Annotated in this window: 15 protein-coding genes; 7 read left to right on the forward strand and 8 right to left on the reverse strand. The window is 35.5% G+C overall.

What is annotated here, in order from left to right; all coding sequences use genetic code 11:
- The gene (locus BN1225_RS11730) at positions 1 to 786 is read left to right on the forward strand and encodes a Cof-type HAD-IIB family hydrolase (protein WP_041140003.1); all 786 of its coding nucleotides are present in this window, start codon (positions 1 to 3) and stop codon (positions 784 to 786) included.
- Positions 787 to 796: 10 nt separating this feature from the next.
- Here the strand turns inward: BN1225_RS11730 and BN1225_RS11735 are convergent, their stop codons facing one another.
- The 6 genes from BN1225_RS11735 to BN1225_RS11760 form a co-directional block, all read right to left on the reverse strand.
- Positions 797 to 1,150: a hypothetical protein gene (locus tag BN1225_RS11735; RefSeq protein ID WP_041140004.1), complete on the reverse strand. Its 354-nt coding sequence runs from the start codon at positions 1,148 to 1,150 to the stop codon at positions 797 to 799.
- 13 nt (positions 1,151 to 1,163) lie between these two features.
- The gene (locus BN1225_RS11740) at positions 1,164 to 2,441 is read right to left on the reverse strand and encodes a DUF308 domain-containing protein (RefSeq protein WP_052466612.1); all 1,278 of its coding nucleotides are present in this window, start codon (positions 2,439 to 2,441) and stop codon (positions 1,164 to 1,166) included.
- A 36-nt stretch (positions 2,442 to 2,477) separates the two neighbouring features.
- Complete coding sequence (locus tag BN1225_RS11745) at positions 2,478 to 3,161, reverse strand: VanZ family protein (protein ID WP_041140005.1); 684 nt, start codon at positions 3,159 to 3,161, stop codon at positions 2,478 to 2,480.
- Between the two features lie 109 nt (positions 3,162 to 3,270).
- A complete protein-coding gene (gene adhE / locus BN1225_RS11750; RefSeq protein ID WP_041140006.1) occupies positions 3,271 to 5,931 on the reverse strand; it encodes a bifunctional acetaldehyde-CoA/alcohol dehydrogenase in 2,661 nt (886 codons plus the stop codon).
- A gap of 415 nt (positions 5,932 to 6,346) precedes the next feature.
- On the reverse strand, positions 6,347 to 6,655 hold the full coding sequence (locus BN1225_RS11755; RefSeq protein WP_041140007.1) for a rhodanese-like domain-containing protein: 309 nt from the start codon (positions 6,653 to 6,655) through the stop codon (positions 6,347 to 6,349).
- A 26-nt stretch (positions 6,656 to 6,681) separates the two neighbouring features.
- On the reverse strand, positions 6,682 to 7,554 hold the full coding sequence (locus tag BN1225_RS11760; RefSeq protein ID WP_041140008.1) for a LysR family transcriptional regulator: 873 nt from the start codon (positions 7,552 to 7,554) through the stop codon (positions 6,682 to 6,684).
- A gap of 111 nt (positions 7,555 to 7,665) precedes the next feature.
- Here BN1225_RS11760 and BN1225_RS11765 point away from each other — a divergent pair, with 111 nt between their 5' ends.
- Both BN1225_RS11765 and BN1225_RS11770 read left to right on the forward strand, forming a co-directional pair.
- The gene (locus tag BN1225_RS11765; protein WP_041140009.1) at positions 7,666 to 8,244 is read left to right on the forward strand and encodes a chromate transporter; all 579 of its coding nucleotides are present in this window, start codon (positions 7,666 to 7,668) and stop codon (positions 8,242 to 8,244) included.
- Positions 8,237 to 8,785, forward strand: coding sequence for a chromate transporter (locus BN1225_RS11770; RefSeq protein WP_041140010.1), 549 nt, complete (start codon positions 8,237 to 8,239; stop codon positions 8,783 to 8,785). The genes BN1225_RS11765 and BN1225_RS11770 overlap by 8 nt, the downstream gene beginning before the upstream one ends.
- A gap of 24 nt (positions 8,786 to 8,809) precedes the next feature.
- Here BN1225_RS11770 and BN1225_RS11775 read toward each other — a convergent pair whose 3' ends face one another.
- The gene (locus BN1225_RS11775; protein WP_041140011.1) at positions 8,810 to 9,598 is read right to left on the reverse strand and encodes a Cof-type HAD-IIB family hydrolase; all 789 of its coding nucleotides are present in this window, start codon (positions 9,596 to 9,598) and stop codon (positions 8,810 to 8,812) included.
- A gap of 91 nt (positions 9,599 to 9,689) precedes the next feature.
- Entirely contained in the window at positions 9,690 to 12,869 is a 3,180-nt protein-coding gene (locus tag BN1225_RS14800) for an SEL1-like repeat protein (protein ID WP_052466614.1), read from the reverse strand.
- Between the two features lie 322 nt (positions 12,870 to 13,191).
- Between BN1225_RS14800 and BN1225_RS11785 the strand changes: the two genes are divergently transcribed.
- From BN1225_RS11785 to BN1225_RS14170, 4 genes are all read left to right on the forward strand, one after another.
- Complete coding sequence (locus BN1225_RS11785) at positions 13,192 to 13,542, forward strand: helix-turn-helix domain-containing protein (RefSeq protein ID WP_052466617.1); 351 nt, start codon at positions 13,192 to 13,194, stop codon at positions 13,540 to 13,542.
- A gap of 207 nt (positions 13,543 to 13,749) precedes the next feature.
- Complete coding sequence (locus BN1225_RS11790) at positions 13,750 to 14,367, forward strand: recombinase family protein (protein ID WP_041140012.1); 618 nt, start codon at positions 13,750 to 13,752, stop codon at positions 14,365 to 14,367.
- A gap of 271 nt (positions 14,368 to 14,638) precedes the next feature.
- On the forward strand, positions 14,639 to 15,049 hold the full coding sequence (locus BN1225_RS11795) for an RrF2 family transcriptional regulator (RefSeq protein WP_041140013.1): 411 nt from the start codon (positions 14,639 to 14,641) through the stop codon (positions 15,047 to 15,049).
- Between the two features lie 18 nt (positions 15,050 to 15,067).
- Positions 15,068 to 19,747: a Cna B-type domain-containing protein gene (locus BN1225_RS14170; protein ID WP_052466618.1), complete on the forward strand. Its 4,680-nt coding sequence runs from the start codon at positions 15,068 to 15,070 to the stop codon at positions 19,745 to 19,747.
- The last annotated feature ends 133 nt before the right edge of the window (positions 19,748 to 19,880 follow it).

Below are 19,880 nucleotides of genomic sequence, written 5' to 3' on the forward strand. Positions count from 1 at the left end.
ATGAAGAAGCTATTATTCTTTGATATTGATGGCACATTATTGAGCGAAACGACTCATGAAGTACCGCTTAGTGCCAGAGCGGCATTAAGACAAGCACAAGCTAATGGGCATCTTGTGTTTATTAATACCGGCCGTCCCTATGCGTCCATCTCCCAAGACATCAAAGACTTAAACTATGATGGGATTTTATGTGGCTGTGGTACTTACATTGAGTTTCATCAGCAGATCCTGTTTCATCAGGAAATTTCCCCGGAAATAATCGATCACATTATCCCCTCTTTAAGAAAGCATCAGATTTCTGCTTTATTAGAAGGCAAAGATGCTGTCTACTATGACCCACATAATCAACATCCGCGTGTCGCCAAAATAAAAAACAACTACACGGCAATGGGCATGGATACTCAGCATACTTGGGATGATCCTGATATCCATTTTGACAAATTTACTTTCTGGCATGATGAACACAGTAATTTTTCAGCCTTTCAAAAAGAGATGCTGCCTTATTTTGATTATATTGAACGTGCTCATGACTTTGGTGAATGTGTTCCGCACGGCTTTACAAAAGCAACCGGTATTCAATTTCTGATGAATGCGATGAACATCAGCCATGAACATACCTATTGTTTTGGTGACAGTACAAACGATCTTTCCATGCTTGAATACTGCCAGCATAGTGTCGCTATGAAAAACAGTGATCCACGTATTTTCAGTCATGTCGAATATATCACCACAGATGTTGATGATGATGGGATTGCCAATGCCTTGCTTCATTATCAGCTCATTTAAAAAGGACAATCTAGCATTGTCCTTTTCTTGTGATAAAACTGCCATAAACTTCATCGAGAGGCAAAATCATCAATACTCCCGAATTAGGCTGGTCCAATCCACCTGTTACTTCATTTACAATCTGTTTAAACTTCGCAATCTTTTCCTCTTCCATACAAAAAAGCATCGTCTTGTTGGCATCACGAGGAATAATAAACAACTGCTTTAATACGGATACTAAATCCTCATTTTGATAATCGGTTTGCTTCTTTGCCATTCCCATACTATCCAAAATTGTACCGCCACGAATCCCGGCATTATAAAGCTTGCCTAAAAACGTTTCTTGCAAATCCGGATTGTTGAGAATAAAAATGACTAATTTCATTTTTCTCACCCCATTATTTATAAACTGTACGTGTTACCACGAAACTGCCTTCTTTTTTGAACTCACGTTCAAAATAATCGTAATAAGTTCCCGGTGTTATCATGCCGTTAATATTCAACAAATCGGTTCCGGCTTTACCTAGAACGCTGTCTGCCAACAAAACACAGTTTGTACTCATAACAAAATAAGTCTTAAAACGGCTGTATTTAAACTTATATAGTTTGGCGTCACAATCTTTTACTAACAGACTTCCATAATCCTGATACTTTTCCGGATGCTCGGGATCTTTCATGATCGGCGGCTCCCAAGGCACTAACCTTGATTTTAATTCATCGATCTTCGCTTTTACATTTTTATATTGTTCTTGATCTAACTTTAATCCATAACTAAATAACGTTTTTTTACTGTGTTCAATACAAAAGGGAATGTATTTTTCTTTACTTGTAATAAACAAAATACCATCACCGATCGATTCCATTAATTTAAACGAATCCTGATCGTAATTCCCATAAGAGATGATCTCATGATCAAAATACAAATCAACATGTCCCAATGCACCATAGCCATTTTGGGTAACATGGATAAAAACCTCAATATCAGGATTCACTTCTTCTTTCTTTTCTACGAACTCTGTCACTTCACCATCATCATCGTATTCGCCTAAATATTTATTGATTGCCTGCAAGGCACGATACGGCAGCAATGCCACCAAGAAGATGGGCAGGTTAAAGCGAACCATTCTTTTATATTTTGTTTTTGTTGCTTTAGGAATGATCAGTTCAAAACCATCACGCACATAAGTATATCCCAAACATACCGCGTACAGCCCCAACAGCAAAAACAATTGTCCTACTCTGGCAAATGGCGTTAATACCAAAGATAACCCTAAGCCAATAAATAAGAGCGCATCTAATAACAAGATCAGACGACCTTTTACATGATCCTTACGATAAATAAAATAAGTAATGAGTTTTAATACTCCCGTCATTATTCCATATAATCCAAATAAGATAACAATCAACGAAACAGGCACTTTTGGAAACAGCTGTATCAATTCTCCCGCAACGATACTGGCTAAAGCTGTCGTCAAAGATATTGATTTCTTGACATCATTTGAACCAATCACTAAAGCCACTAATTGAAATACTCCGGCAATAATCAATAGGGAAGCGATGAGTTCGATCATCGTTATCGCAAACGTTGCCCGCATAATCATAACACTGATCCCTAAAACAACAAGACATGTTCCTCCGATGACCATGGAAGAGGATTCCCAACGTTTATCCTTCATCGCTCTCCCCCCCTTAAAGTTATTATATAATAATAATTAATCACGATAAAGCAAATGTTTCCATGCTTTCTTCACAAATGGAATCTTATAGATTAAAAAGACAATCATGACTCCCGTAAAATTTAAAATAAAATCATCGATATCCCCGACCCCGACACTAAAATACACTTGTGCACATTCACTTAAAATGATGGTGGTTGCCATAAAAAGCGGAAAACGAAAGAAAGAATCCATCGTATCCGATAAAGTGGGCAGCAGGATTCCCATCGGAGCAAAAACAATCAAGTTCCCTACCACATTGAGTAATAAATGAGATAAATAAATATGACCGTTTTGATATGCCAACATATAATCTTTCATCATTTTAAAGGGTTCCAAATTGATTCCTTCCACCATATTGGATAACAGTTTATTATTTTGTACTGTGATGCTTCTGCCAAAATCACCATCAAAAAATAAGACATAGATAAGATTAACCAAATAAATAACAAAAACAAGCGAGATAAAGGCAGTCATTAACTTACGTTTTTGTGAACGCTCTTTTAACTCTTTCAATAATTGCCAAACGCTTAGGCTTAACCATAAAATCCCCAGTGTCACAATCATAATTTTTTCTTTTACGCCAAATGTGATGACCGGACTTATGGCAACAAAGATTTGATAAAGAAGGGTAGATAAAAATAAAATAAAGTATAAGATGAATGGTTTATTTATTTTCATACGCGCCTCCTTCTTAACCCTTATAGTATATCATAATGTCAGGCTAATCCAAATAAAAAGCAAAAAAATAATCTGAGGTTTAATCCCCAGATTATTTCAATTTCAGACATTATTTTTTAGTCGCTTTTCTTTCATAGCTGTAAGTATATCTTAAGATTTGTTCCATATCTTTAACCATAGGCATTCTAGGGTTTGCAGGTGAACATTGATCTTCGTAAGCATTCATTGCGATTCTGTGAACTGCTTCTTCCCAATCTTCTTTGCTGATTCCTTGAGATGCGAAGTTAGAAGGGATTCCAACTTTTGCAGTTAATTCATCACAAGCTTGAGCAAACATTTCTACACCTTCAGCAGGAGTTTTAGGATTTAATCCGATTAACTGTGCTAATTCCATGTATTTAACATCTGCTTTGTAGTTTTCGATCTTAGGCCAAATGTTTAATTTAGTAGGCACTGTTCCGTTGTAACGGATAACATGTGGTAATAAAATCGCATTTGTACGTCCATGAGGTACATGGAATTCTCCACCGATCTTATGTGCTAATGAGTGGTTCATACCTAAGAAAGCATTAGCGAATGCCATACCAGCGATAGTCGCTGCATTATGCATTTTTTCTCTTGCTTCAGGATCGTTTTTACCGTTTTTAACTGATCTTTCCAAGTAGTCAAATACTAATTTAACCGCTTGTTTAGCCCATCCGTCAGTAAAGTCAGAAGCTAAGATAGAAACATAAGCTTCAACAGCATGTGTTAATACGTCAACTCCAGTATCAGCAGCGATAGAAGCAGGCATACTCATTGCGAATTCTGGGTCTACGATTGCAACTGTTGGTGTCAATGCATAGTCTGTTAATGGATATTTTTTATTTTCTTTACGATCAGTAATAACCGCAAATGGTGTTACTTCTGAACCTGTACCTGAAGTTGTTGGGATACAGATCAATTTAGTTTTCTTTCCTAATTCAGGGAACTTGAATGCACGTTTTCTGATGTCCATGAATTTTTGTTTGATATCATCGAAGTTTACTTCCGGATGTTCATGTAATAACCACATAACTTTAGCGGCATCCATTGAAGAACCTCCACCTAACGCGATAATAACATCAGGATTGAATTTGTTCATTAATTCAACACCCTTTTGTACAGTATCAACACTTGGATCTGGTTCAACATCAAAGAATAATTCGATATCTACTTTATTTCTTCTTCTCTTGATCGCATCTTCAATTTTAGCTACATAACCTAAATTATACATACCACGGTCAGTGACGATCATAGCTTTTTCCATTTCTTTCATATCAATCAAATATTTGATTGAGTTCTTTTCAAAATAGATTTTTGGTGGAAGTTTAACCCATTGCATATTGTTGTTACGTCTCCCTACTCTCTTAATATTTAATAAGTTGATGGCACTTACGTTATTAGAAACTGAGTTTCTACCATAAGATCCACATCCTAATGTTAATGAAGGAATGAAAGCATTGTAAACTGAACCGATTCCTCCGAATGTAGATGGAGCATTTTCGATGATACGGATTGCTTTACAAGCTTTACCGAATTCGATTGTTACATCATGATTTTGAGTATGGATAGCTGCAGAGTGTCCTAAACCGTTGAATTCAACCATCGCTGCCGCTTTTGCAATACCATCTTCTGTAGAATCAGCTTTTAAGATAGCCAATACCGGAGATAATTTTTCTCTAGTTAAAGGTTCTTTTGGTCCTACTTCACTACATACTGCACAAAGAATCTGTGTATCTTCCGGTACTTTTACTCCGGCTTCTAAAGCGATTGAATAAGCTGAATGTCCAACAATATTTGGATTTAATTTAGCGTTTTCAACACCTTCAGAGTTAGCAGCAAATCCGAACATATATTTTTCTAAAGCTTCTTTTTCTTTATCATTTACAAAATATACTTTAAAGCGTTTCATTTCATTGATCACTTCATCATAGATTTCATGATCGATGATTGCAGCTTGTTCAGATGCACAGATCATTCCGTTATCGAAAGATTTTGATAAGATCACGTCATTTACTGCACGTTTGATATTACAAGTTTTTTCTAAGTATGCAGGCACGTTTCCAGCCCCTACACCTAATGCCGGCTTACCACAAGAGTAAGCAGCCTTAACCATTGCGTTACCACCTGTTGCCAAGATTGTTGCGATACCATCATTATTCATTAATGAAGTAGTAGCATACATTGATGGCGTTGGTAAATCCAACCATTGAATACAATCTTCCGGAGCTCCGGCTGCCACTGCGGCATCTCTCATGCAAATAGCTGCTAACTTAGAACATTGTTGAGCAGATGGATGGAATGAGAAGATGATTGGGTTTCTAGTTTTTAAAGCGATTAATGATTTAAAGATAACGGTTGAAGTTGGGTTTGTTGTTGGGATGATTCCACATACTACCCCAACTGGTTCAGCGATTTCAGTGATTCCAGTTAGTGGATCTTCATTGATGATTCCTACTGTTTTTAAATGACGTAAGTTAGAGTTTACGTATTCGCAGGCAAATAAGTTTTTAACGGCTTTGTCTTCAAATACCCCTCTCCCTGTTTCTTTAATAGCAGCTTCTGCTAAAACACCGTGTTGATCTAATCCAGCAACTGAACATTTCGCAACGATATAGTCTACTGCATCTTGATCTAAACGTCTAAATTTTTCTAATGAAACTAAGGCTTTGCTTACCAGACCATCTACATAAGCATCCACTTGTTCATTTGTCATTTCTTCTACTTTGGCAACTTTTTTTTCTGCCATGATCACACCTCCGTATGTTTTTTGTGAAATATTTAATTTGATTTACACACGTAGTTTATCATCTTGTGAAAAAAAATACAATAGCTTTTTTACCTCCTTTTTGACATTAAGCGCTTACACTTAAAAAATTTTTTTAAACCCCGTGAAATGTAAATCAAACTAGCTCTTATTTATCTTGATTTTACCATACTTTTTTGTATTTTTAAAGGATATCCCCAAAAGAACATTTTTTTCAAAATTTTACACTTTTTTTACAATCAAAATGGCATAAATTATATTCATTTATAAGCGAAAACCCTTTCATAACAGAACCATTTATTTCATTTTTTTTAAAGTCTTTTTCCCGCCCCTAAAGCCAAAGTACTGTTGTCAGCATCACCATTTCGTTAATAAAAAAGATCGCTGTCTGCGATCCTTATTGATTCGTGTTGTAAGGCCAATCTAAAATGCCGCCAAAGTTATACACATTTTGATATCCTATTTTTTCTAACTGCTCGCATGCCACAGCACTTCTTTTGCCACTGCGGCAATAAACCAAAATCTTTTCATTTGGATCTTTTAAATAAGTCATAGCAGTTTGTGAGATTGTTCCTAATGGCAATAAGATTGAACCGGATATATGAGACACTGCATATTCATCTGCTTCACGAACATCGACAATCGTCACTTGCTCATGATCGATCATTTCTTTTGCTTCTTTCGCTGTAATGGTTTTATACTCCATCCTATTCTATTCTCCTTTTCACCTTATTATAACAAGATATCATGCGATATATTCGTACAAAATGCTTCTAGTATTGGCGTCATTTTTTTATTTTTGTTCATCACCATCGTAATCGGATTGCTCATGTTTAAACCGGTAATCTTCACTTCTGCTAATGACTTCTCTTTTAATTCTTGTAAAACCAAGACTTTTGGCAATATCGCAATCCCAAGTCCCATTTTTGCCGCTTCTTTCAAAGTTTGCGAATCGACACTGACCCATTCAGCAAACAACTGATACCCTGCCAAGGTCACGACCGATTCAAATGTTTCACGCACAGCACTGCCTCTCTCCCTTAACAACAAGCGATGAGCGAGCAGTTCTTTTAAAGATAATTCATGAGGGATGTGTGCATCAAAAGAAGTATAGGCTCCAATTTCATAGCTCAAAATCGGAGTCGTTAAAAAGGCTTGTGACGGCAGTGCCCCTTCAATAAAAGCAACATCCACTTTCCCCTCCCGCAATGCCTTTAATGCCAAGGCGGCACTGTTGATTTCTACTTGTACTTTGGTATGATATTCCTTTTGAAATTTCTGTATGCAGTGGGGAAGCCAAATTTGAGCAAAAGTTATACAACTGGAAATCGTTAAAGGCGTGGCATCTTTCAATTCACCCAGACGTGATTCCAGACGTTCCATTTCCTCAAGCAAAGGTAAAATTTCTTTTAAAAGCAATTCTCCGCTTTTGGTCAGTTTTACGCTCTTATGCATTCGTTCAAATAAAGGTGTATTGACTTTGCTTTCTAATTCTTTCATCGCATGAGAGATAGCAGACTGTGTTAAAAACAGATTTTCAGCAGTACGTGTAAAGTTTTCTGTTTTTGCTACTTCTCTAAAAATAATGTAATGTTTAAGGTTCATATGAAACTCCTTTTATCATGAATTTTATTCATGTCTATGCCCTTATATTATCATTTCACAAATGGCTAAGCAACTTTTATAATAAAGCTTGTATACAAAGAAGGGAGTTCTATGAAAGAGAAAATTCGTTTTTATTTATGGTTATGTTATATCAATCTATTTATCAGCACATTTACTTTTGGCGGTGGCTATGTAGTCATTCCCATGATTCAAAAATACTTTATCGAACAAAAGAATCTATTTAGTGAAGAAGAACTGATGGAAATGGCTGCCGTTGCTCAATCTTCTCCGGGAGCGATTGCCATCAATTTAACGATCTTAGCCGGAAAACGCACTGCCGGCTGGATTGGTATCCTGATTAGCGGTATCTGTTCCATTCTTCCTCCTATCATTATTCTTAGCTTTATATCCACCTGGTATGTCGCTTTTTCTAATAACCTTTACATTGCTGCTATCTTAAAAGGCATGCAGGCAGGGGTTGCCGCTTTGATCGTTGATTTAATTATGGATATGTATAAAATGATCTTAGAAGAAAAATCAGTATTATTAAATCTGTTCGTTCCTGCCGCTTTTATTGCCAATGCTTTTTTTAATATCAATGTCATGCTGATCTTACTTGTCAGTTCTTTCATCAGCGTTGTCTTTTTATTTATGCAGTCTGTCGTTGGAAGGAGACAAGAGCATGTTTAATCTTTTTATGACCTTTTTAAAAATCGGGCTATGCAGTATCGGCGGCGGTTATGCGATTATTCCGATAATTCAGCAGCAGGTTGTTTTAAATCAAGGATGGATCAGTGAAAAAGTATTTACCGATATTATCACAATTTCCCAAATGACTCCGGGACCCTTGGCTGTAAACACTTCAACGTTTGTCGGCATTCAGATTGCCGGTATTCCCGGTGCTATTGCTGCCACTGTAGGATGTATTCTATGTGGGATTCTTATTTCTACACTTCTTTATGAATTCTTCAAGAAATACAAACATTCCAAATACATTTTTGAAATTCTTAAATCATTGAAAGCAACGTCACTAGGTTTAATCGTCTCTGCTGCTTTTACGATTTTACTGCTGACCTTTTTTGGCACTTCCACTTTAAATTCCTATATTCATGGGGATTTGTTAGCAATGATGGTATTTGGTGCTGCCTTGTTTTTATTAAGAAAATATAAAGTCAATCCAATTTTAATGATGAGTTTATGTGGAATGGTCGGTTTATTGATCTATATGTAAAAAGGTTGGAAAACCCAACCTTTTTTATATAAACTGATAATATTTCAGTGCTTTTGCAACCCCATCGGATCTCACATCTTCGCTGATATGCTCAGCAATTTCCTTTAGGGCATCTACTGCATTTCCCATCGCAATGCCATGACCAACCACACTCAGCATTTCAAGGTCGTTGTTTCCATCACCAAAAGCATAGGTCTCCTTAATATCAATGGCTAAGGCTTTGGTGAGTTCAATAATTCCCACCCCTTTATTGATTCCCTTGATATTAAGGTCAAAAGAAAGCTGATTAGGATGCTGAGCGATATCAAAATGATCTCCCAATAATTGATAGACAATCTCAAATTCTTTTGGATCTTGAACTTTAATCATCGCAATATAGGCTTCGATCTGATCTTCATCAAAATCATCTATCATCGTTTCAGGTGCCATTTCCCAACGTCTGCTGAAATCTTGAATACTTTTTCTATTTTTATCATTTACATAAATATGGTCATATCCTTCAATATAATAGTCAAAGCCATACTGATCACACACATTAATCAATGCACTGATCGCCTGCTGAGGGATTTTTTTCTTAAAAATACATTTCCCTTTATATTCCACATAAGCCCCGTTACACGTCACAAAACCACTAAAAGGAAAATCTCGAATCGGCTTTACAATAAAACACTTTGTTCTTCCTGTCGCAATAAATGCCAAATGTTCCTGCTGAAGTTTTAAAATAGCCGCTTTATTTACTGGTGAAATATCAATAAGTCCATGCGGAGTATCTAACAGCGTCCCATCTATATCAAAAAAGAAAGCTTTGCTCATAACCTACCTCCTACCCTGTCTATCATACCAAGAATCTTTTTAAATTACTATCGATAACGAAAGAAAAACTATCGAATTAACGGCAGTCATTCTATTTCTTAAGGAAACCAAAGAGTCCTTTTTTCTTATTCTTTTCTTGTTCTGCTTTTTCTTTTTTTACGTTTTCCAGTTTTTCAACTGCTTCTTCGTAACCGGCATCTACTGCTTCTTGATACCAACGAATTGCTTCATCTAAATCCTTTTCAACACCGATTCCCTTTTCATAGCAGTGCCCTAGATTACTTTTTGCAATGCGATTGCCCTGACGAGCTGCTTTTGCATAAAGTTCGACCGCTTTTGCTTCGTCTTTTTTTACGCCGGTTCCGTTTTCATAGTTAACCCCTAAGTTATTAATCGCGGTTACATGCCCTAAATCGGCAGCTTCTTGATAAAGGGCTACTGCCTTTACTTCATCTTTTTTCACCCCGGTACCAAAGTCGTAGCAGCAAGCTAAATTATAAATACCTTGTGGGAACTTCGCATCTGCGGAACTTTGATAAAGTTCGACTGCACGTTTAAGATCCGCTTCGACACCGATACCCGTTTCATAACAATAGCCTAAGAAACACGTTGCTCTGGCATAGCCAAGATCAGAGGCACGGCGATATAATTCGACGGCTTTGTTGGGGTCTTTATCGACACCATAACCATTTTCATACATCACCCCTAAATTCGTCATTCCTCTGCCGGAGTTCATATCAGTGGCTTTTTGATAATATTCTACCGCTTTTTCATAGGACTGTTCCACACCTTTTCCAAATTCAAAGAACACGCCGAGATTACAACATGCATTGATATCATCTTGATCGGCTGCCTTTTGATACCATTCGGCAGCTGTTTTAAGATCAGCTTCAACACCGTCTCCTACCTCATAACAATACCCTAAATTACATTGTGCACGCGGATAGCCTTGTTTAGCAGATGCTTGATACCATTTAAAAGCCAGATTAATGTCTTTTTCTGTTCCAATTCCGTAATCATACATATACCCTAGGTTACATTGTCCGACAGCATCATCGTTTTCTGCCGATAACGTATAATAATGGAAAGCTTGGGCAAGGTCTTTTGCTGTCCCTTCTCCCATTTCATAGCAATACCCAGTTACACATTGAGCTCTGGCAAATCCTGCATCGGCAGCTTTTTTATACCAAACAAAAGCTTCTTCCATATTGGCTTCGACACCATCACCGTTTTCTAAACAGCATGCATAATTATACATGGCACGCGGATAATTTTGATTGGAAGCAGCTATATACCATTTCACTGCTTCTTCCATATTTTTTGGCGTTCCACGTCCTACTTCATAACATAATCCCAAATTGCATTGTGCTCTTGGATACCCTTGATTTGCCGCTAACTGATAAAAATGAACAGCCTGCGCAGCATCTTCTTCAACACCGATTCCCACTTCATAGCAATAGCCTAAGTTACACTGTGCCACCGGATACCCAAGATCAGAAGCTTGCCGATAATAATCTGTGGCCTTTTTCTCATCCTGCTCACATCCTTGCCCCGCTTCATAACAGTAACCAAGGCAAGAAATGGCACGCGGATACCCCTGCTGAGCTGCCATATCATAATATTTGAAGGCTTCATCATAGTTGATTTCCACCCCAATACCCACTTCATAGCAATACCCTAAGTTACACTGTGCGACGGCATATCCTTGTTCTGCTGCTTGGCGATATAAAGACACCGCAATTTGCGAATCCTCCTTACAGCCTAACCCCACTTCATAGAAATAACCCAGATTCGCTAATCCACGGGGATAACCCTCTTTAGCAGATTGTTCATAATATTTAAAGGCTTCGTCTGCATTTCTTTCGACACCGATTCCATTTTCATAACAATAGCCTAAGTTGCATGCTCCGACCGGATCTCCCTGCATAGCTGCACGGCGATAATAATCACACGCCAAAGCTTCATCTTTTTCAACCCCAAATCCAACTTCCAAACAATATCCGTATTTACATTGTGCCTGCGGATAATTTGCTTCCGCTGCCTGATGATACAGGGTTACTGCACGTTCAATATTTTCTTCTAAGCCAATCGCATTTTCATAGTTATAAGCAAGATTATACATCGCTCTTGGATAGCCTTGATAAGCGGCACGTTCATAAAGTTCGTTTGCCTTTTGAATATCTTTTTCTACGCCACTGCCATTTTCATAACAATAAGCTAAATTGCATAAGGCAGGTGCATAGTCTTGATTGCTGGCAGCCACATACCATTCGATGGCGGCATCTATATTTTGTTCAATCCCTTCTCCAAATTCATAGCAGTATGCTACATTGAACTGTGCTCTGTCATAACCATCTTCAGCCGCTTTTAAATACCATTCAAATGATTTTTCCGGATCAGGATTAACATGAATTCCAAATTCATAGCAGGCACCAATACACCATTTAGCCGGTGTAAAGTTTTTTTCTGCTGCTTTTGTATAATAGTCAAAAGCTTTTTGATAATCTTTTTCGATCCCAATGCCATATTCATAACAATGCCCTAAATTACATAAAGCGCGTGCATACCCTTGTTTTGCTGAAGCTTGATACCATTTCACCGCTTCTTCAAAATCTTTTTCTACGCCACGTCCCACTTCATAACAATACGCTAGATTACATTGTCCGACATCATCCCCATTATTGGCTGAAATCGTATACCAATGAATCGCTTCGGATAGGTCTTCACTTACTCCCTGCCCCATTTCATAGCAATATCCTAAAATACATTGAGCAGGGGGAAATCCTAAGACTGCCGCTTGTTTAAACAGTTCCGCAGCTTTAATTTCATCATGCAGCTTTCCATTTCCATAAAAATATTTTAAACCTAATTCATAGATTCCTTCCGGTGTAGATGGCATTTCTTCTGCTTCTACAAGAATCTCATCTTCCTTCATTAAAAAGCAGATATCCATTCCTAAAATACGATCCTCTTCTTCTATATAATAATGTTCTTCATTGATGTACGGCGTATTTGTAAAGTCAAGATCCTCTATTTCATAATTGCTTAATACTTGTTTATACGCTTTATCAAGTTCATTCATTTTCTGATCATTATCGTCACTATCGGTCGCCATTAATGTTTTTACTTTTAATAACTTTGTTTGAGTCTCACTGATGCCTTCGATTTTTACTTTGCACCAGGCAATATCACCTTCACAAGTGATGATTTCATCCACGTTCCATTGATTAAACAATGGCTCATAAAATTTTAACCTTTCTAATATGTCCATATTATTCTCCCCGTATTTATAATTTATATATATCTTTATCATACCATATCTATAATATTTGAACAAAAAAATAATAAAAATTTCAATTCTTAAAAGTAACTTTATAATTTTGAACCATAATAAGACTGTACCAATAAAATATTTAGTGTTAATATTAGTTTGGTGTATGCTATTGTTTCCAAATAGCTAACAGAAACTACGATAATAAAGGAAAAAAAGAAACAAATAATTTATTTTTATACAAGTTTAGAGATTTTATCGTATTTTCTACATGAATCGTATATAATATATTTAAAGTTTTTAAAAAAAATGAGGGTATAAAATGAAGAAATTAGGGTCAAGAATCGTTGGATTACGACAAGAATTAAATATTACGCAAATTTCTTTAGCGAAGTCTGTAGGTATAACAAAGTCAATGTTATCTAAATATGAAAATGATATCAATGTTCCAAAAGCGGATGTGCTTGGAGAAATTGCTACTCGTTTAGATACTTCAACTGACTATTTGCTTGGTAAAACGGATAATCCGGCACCAATTATAAAGAATGATACATGGATTCAACTTCGCGAAGATGAATATGAAATTCTTCAGGGCTTCAGAGCACTGAATGAAGAAAATAAAGTGCGTATTAAAGAACGTATGGATTGTTTGTCGTCTTTCCAAGATAAGTAAAAAAACGTAAATAACGAAATTATCTGTCATTAGGTAATTTCGTTATTTTTGTTTTCCTTGCTAAACCAACAATTAACGAAAAAATCTTTTTAAATACCATAATCATTAAGACCATTATTCCATAATATAATGGTCTTTTTTCATTAAACTCACTGTTCTTTTACCTTATAATTAGAAGTTGATATTAAGTATAGGAGGACAACAAAAATGAAGCAAAAATATGGCTATGTGAGGGTATCGAGCAAAGATCAAAATATTGATCGTCAGATGGCAGCAATGAATATGGCAGGAATATCTGTAAGGAAAATCTTCGTAGACAAATTATCTGGCAAGGATTTCAATCGCCCTAAATATCAAAAATTGGTTCGCAGACTTAAATTCGGAGATGAACTTTACATTAAATCCATTGATCGACTAGGTAGAAATTATGATGAAATTATTGAACAGTGGCATTATCTAACTAGAAAAAAGGATATAGATATTATCGTTCTTGATTTTCCCCTTTTAGATACAAGAAATCAAATAAATGGTATTACCGGAAAATTTATTGCTGACTTAGTTTTACAAATCTTATCTTACGTCGCACAGATAGAACGTGAAAATATTCATCAACGACAAATGGAAGGGATCAAAGAAGCGAAAAAAAGAGGAGTACACTTTGGCAGACCAAAACAACCTCTTCCGGATAATTTTTATGAGATTGCAGCCGCATGGCAAATGTCTAAAATCAGTAAACGAGAGGCTGCAAGACGACTCAATATCAGTCATACGACATTTTCACGTTGGCTGGATTACTACCTCAGCAATGATGCAAAAACTTTATAAAACGGAGATTTTTGGCATTTATTGTAGACTTTTAGTGCCAATCTATTTTTAGTCGTTTATCCTTTAAAAACCCTATAATCTGCCTCATTGATATTATATTACTAATGTCACAAAAAGTCTGATTTATCGTCCATTTGCCACAATACATTATATTATAGAAATTTCAGATAACAGGTGAGTATGGCATTTCAAAAAATATTCCCTGTTAAATTTCAGTTAAAAAGAAACCCTGCGATAGTCTGGTTTGAATTAAAAAGAAAGGAGGATAAACATGCAATTAAATCTTACAACCGACTATGCTATTCGTATAGTTATTTATCTTTCACTAAAAAAAGAAGTTGTTTCATCTGCAGAAATATCGGAAAAGATGGGAATCTCTCAAAATGCAGTATTAAAAATTATACGACAACTTAAAAAAGCGGGAATTACGAATACTCACATTGGGATTCAGGGCGGTTTTAGTATAACGAAGTCCCCAAAAGAAATTTCTTTATTAACGATCATTCAAGTAATGGAAAATACAACAAAAATCAATAGATGTCTGGAAGAAGATAAATTTTGCAGCCGTTTCGCTACAGAAAGTTGTCCTGTCCGAAATTTCTATTGTACTCTGCAAAATGAATTAGAAGCGAAGTTATCTTCCATCACAGTGCAAGATTTATTAGAAAGCACTTCATCATAAAGGAAGGGAAGAAAAGAGATGAAAATTAGAAAACAACTTTTAACATTCATGCTGACAGTGGTTATGGCAATCACAGCATTGACTCCAACGAATTTAGTCTTTGCTGAAGATACATCTAAACAAGAAACAGAAGGATTCTATTACTCGTTAGAACAAAAACTAAATGAAGAACAGACAGAGGAAAAAGTAACATTAACATTACATGAGAAAGACAATATCATCATACAGGAAGTCATACTTCCAGATGGAAATTCATTGGCATACTCTCAAACTCCCATAAATTTTGTGGTGTTTGAAAACGGCAAAAAGAATTTTATTGTTAAGTATAGTCAAAAGACGATAACAACTGATTCAACAGATACTAAAGAAAGCATCATTTCATTTGAAACTACTGATATCCAAAAAAAGGACGAAAGTGATTTTGAAACGCATACTGAAATATCTGATACAAAAAACAATGAACAGATTAGGAGCTTTAAATTAGATAAAGTCGAAAGGATAAGTACCGGAACAAAGCCTTTTGATCAAACTGCTTCAGCAGGAAATGATACTTCACCAACTGATGCTATTGTGCGATCATTCGACAGTGCGCAATATCAAATGACATATTCCGGGGAAATTTCAACAGATGCTAAGCAAGTCGAAATTGACTTTGAATTATCCCTAAATGTATCAAAAAAGTTTGCTGAATTTAATACCCAAATATTATCTAATTGGATGACAGATATTACACAAGAAGATATTAACGGGAAATGTGTATTAAAAGGTAAAACAACGTATACATATGATCAAGGAGTACCCGGAGGATTCCAAGCTTTTTCAGAAACTAAAGCAATTGAAATCAATATTAAAGGGATGAATCAATTTGAAGAAGTTACCCCTACTTTTAAAGTAAAAATTAGTAATGAAGGGGATACACAATGGCAGCAAAAAGAGATGAAAAAAGACAGCGAGAAAATGATTATTTCAGCTGTACCAATGTATGATATTGAACTTGTAAGTGCAAATAAATTAGGAAGTATAGGTAATTTTGATTTTAAAAGCGGAACTGATAATGCACCTAATAAAATGGATGCCATTATTTATGGCAGATTAATGGATTTTGGGGTTGCAGTACGTTTAAAAGCAATCGATAGTGACAAGGGGATGAAAGGAATTTACATTCCTGAACCCACAGATACCATTTCTTTTAAAATTGATGCCGCAATCAGTGAAAACGGAACGCTTCAAACATCAAAACCATTTTTATGGGATTATAAAGAAAATAAAAGAGGAAGTGAAGGTATCTTTGGACGTGATTTAACCAATGGTTCTAGTGATACAGGATTGTTTGCTGGCTCTTTACCACTCACCGATTCCAACAATCCGGCAAATTCATATACCGTCAATAACGGTGGTGTCTGGGAATTTAAACAAAACGGAGATGGAAGTATCAGCGTAACTGTCTCAGGTGCAATGTTATACAAAGATAACGGAGAACTCCATGCACCTACCATGAAAGGAAATGGAAGTACTCAAATAAGCCCTTCACCTTCTCAGGGAAATTTATATTTATCTACTGCATTCTTTGAAATCGTGGTTCCTATCGATAATTCTAGTACAGAAAATAAAAAATATGCCCTCACATTAACAGATAGTGACATGCGTATTTCTTACAAAGATGGTAACGGAACCCCTCAGATAGCAACAAATCAAACAGATATAAAAAATGATACTGTAATAAAAGATTATGAAACCATTATGTCTGGACAGTATGGTTTATTTCACTATTTAGCTAAAGAGAACCAACAAAATAGGTTTTGGGGGGACAACTTATCAAGTGACAAAGCCGGAATGGGACTTGATGCTTATGCATTAAAAGGTACTGCCATCCAAGTTGTCGGTGCATTTTCTTATGCCGGGGATTATATTAGTGAATTGGAATCTATAAATCTATTAATGAGAATTGACGATAAAGCCATTCAACCAAGTCAAAATAGTTCAACTGGGATTCCAACAAGCAATAATGTACCCGGTAATACGACATTACTTTATGCAGCGAAACCGGGTGGAAAAGGATGGGATTCAGATGCAGAAATGCTTTCCACTAAGGAAGAAGATTTGGAATATTTTAAATCAATGGCAGATTTAAAAGCAAAATATCCTAATGGTGTTTGTGTTGCTGTATTAGCAGAATCAAGAAATATGGAAAACTTGAATGAAAATGCTCAATACACCGTTGGTTTTAATGTAGACGTATTAAGTACAGCAAAAGAAAATAGTGTCTCACAAACTATTCACACCATTGCCTTTTACAATAAGGATAAAAATATCACAAGTACTGATACGCGATTAAACAACAGTCATCATATAAAACTTAATCAACCTAGTCATTACCTTAGAGAAAATAACAATTATGAAAAAGCGATGTACAATGATGAACATCAAGTGATAAATAGTAGTGCCGCCAATGCCTCTTACATACGTGGTGCCTCCTTGTTAATTGTAGGAATAGAAGCAGGAATAGAAAAGAAAATCGATAGTGCAAACTCTTCTTTTGATTTATCTAGCGGTATTACATTTCTGCCATACCAATTACAGCCCGTATTAAATATAGTAAAGGATAAAGAGGGCACTACAATAAGAGAAATGAAAATTATTGATATTTTGCCTAAACAATTAAAAGTTACAGAAGATACGAAATATTATTATGGTGACAACGAAATTGTACCTGTTATTGAAGTGCAGGCAGATGGAACTACAAGGATTATTTTCACTATAGAAAATGTGAAAACAGGAGAAGCCTTACCAAAAATCACCTTTAATGCTGAGTTAAATTTTAAAAATATAGATTTAAAAGAACTCACACATACAGTCACTAATACATCATTTATTTCTGCTGATGGAGATTACAGAAGTTTTAGCTCAGAATGGACATCACATCCAAACAAATCCACTGTACAAGCAATTCTAGTTGTAAATAAATCATTAAATCTATCCAAACAGGCATTAGATCCTTTAGTTGAGGTAGATAAAGACGTAAGATATAGGATTGCCTTCACCAATACAGATGCCTTAGATTATAGGAATTACAAAATGCTGGATATACTTCCATTTAATGGAGATAGTACCGGAAGCAATTTTAGTGGGTCTTACACAACAAGTGCAAAACTAACAGCGCCTTCCAGCATAGAATTATACATATCAAAAGATGAGGATGCACGTTTGATGACATTAGATAATATGGATATAGATGCCTTTATTAAAGTAGATCCTACATCTGAAAAAGACGACTATAAGTATTATGAATTGCCAAATGATACAAAAGCCATTTTATTACAAGGGACCCTCCCTACATTAACTCAATATGTACTGGATATTACTTTACATACTAGCGATAATCATGGAAAAGATGTATATGCAAATAGTGCTTCTATGAAAGCCGACGGGAATATTAATTTATCCACCCCGATTGCAAAAGCTGAAGTCGTTGAGCGCAATTTATCTGGGATTGCATGGATTGATGATAATCAAGATGGGGAAATTAATCCATCAGAAATAAGAGTTGCAGGATTAATCGTAAACTTATATCATATCAACCCTATTACAGGTATAGAAGAATTAGCAAGCGATGTTCTAGGAAATCCATGTATCACTCAAACAAACCAGCAAGGAGAATATAAGTTTGAAAAGCTTCCTTCTGGTACATACCGAATTGAATTTAAAGATCAAAATGGTATTCCTATTCATTTATTAGATTACTCTCTAACCGTCAAAAATGTTGGAGATAATAAAATTAATTCTAAAGCAGATGCAATATTAGACAATAATGGACAAATGATTGCGGCTGATATACAAAATATTACGATGCCAACACTAGGAGAAATGAAAGACGAAAACATTAGAGTTTATAATAAAGATTATCAGCACTTAGGACTATTTAAGATTGAAACTACAAAAACAGTAACAAAAGTATGGGAGGATAACCATAATCAAGACGGAATTCGTCCAAATGAAATATTTGTACAGCTTTACGCAAATCATAAAGAGATGGGAGATATTGTAATACTAAATTCAGATAACCAGTGGTCTTATACATGGTTAAATCTTGCAAAAAGTGAAGGCGGTAAAGATATTACATATTCGATAAAAGAAATGATTATTCCAGATGGTTATACGAATTTAATTGAGATAAATCAAGATGGCGATTTCATCCTCACGAATACTCATATTCCTGCTGTTTTAGAAAAAACAGTTACAAAAATATGGGATGACCACAACGATCAAGATAAAATGCGTCCGTCACAAGTATTGGTTCAGTTATATGCAGATGATAAAGAGATTGGAGACATTGTAACATTGAATTCGGATAATTATTGGTCTTATACGTGGTCAAATCTTCCAAAATACTCAGAAGGAAAACAAATCCAGTATTCCATTAAAGAAATAGATATTCCAAATGGATATACAGTAAATATTGAAACCGATAAGAATGGAAATTTCCAAATTACAAATACACTTATAACAATGCCTAACACCCCTGTTATTCCTGATAACCCCTCAAAACCGAATGATATATTATTAACACCTAATACACCTACTGATGGTCCTAAAACAGGGGATACAACAAACATCAATGTCTTTATTACCTTATTGAGTATCTCTATAACGCTATGTTTACTCACTGTTTATAAACGTAAAAAACAAGAAAGTTTGTAATCTGCTTTCTACATAGAAAAACAGCATTGTAGGATTGCTGTTTTTTTGCTTAATAAAAACTTCATTAATCCCAGAATTTAAAATCCATAAAAGTATAATAAAAGAAGAATTTAAGAATATATTTTTATAATTG

This window comes from Beduini massiliensis (assembly GCF_000829905.1).
GTDB lineage: Bacteria > Bacillota_I > Bacilli_A > Erysipelotrichales > Coprobacillaceae > Beduini > Beduini massiliensis.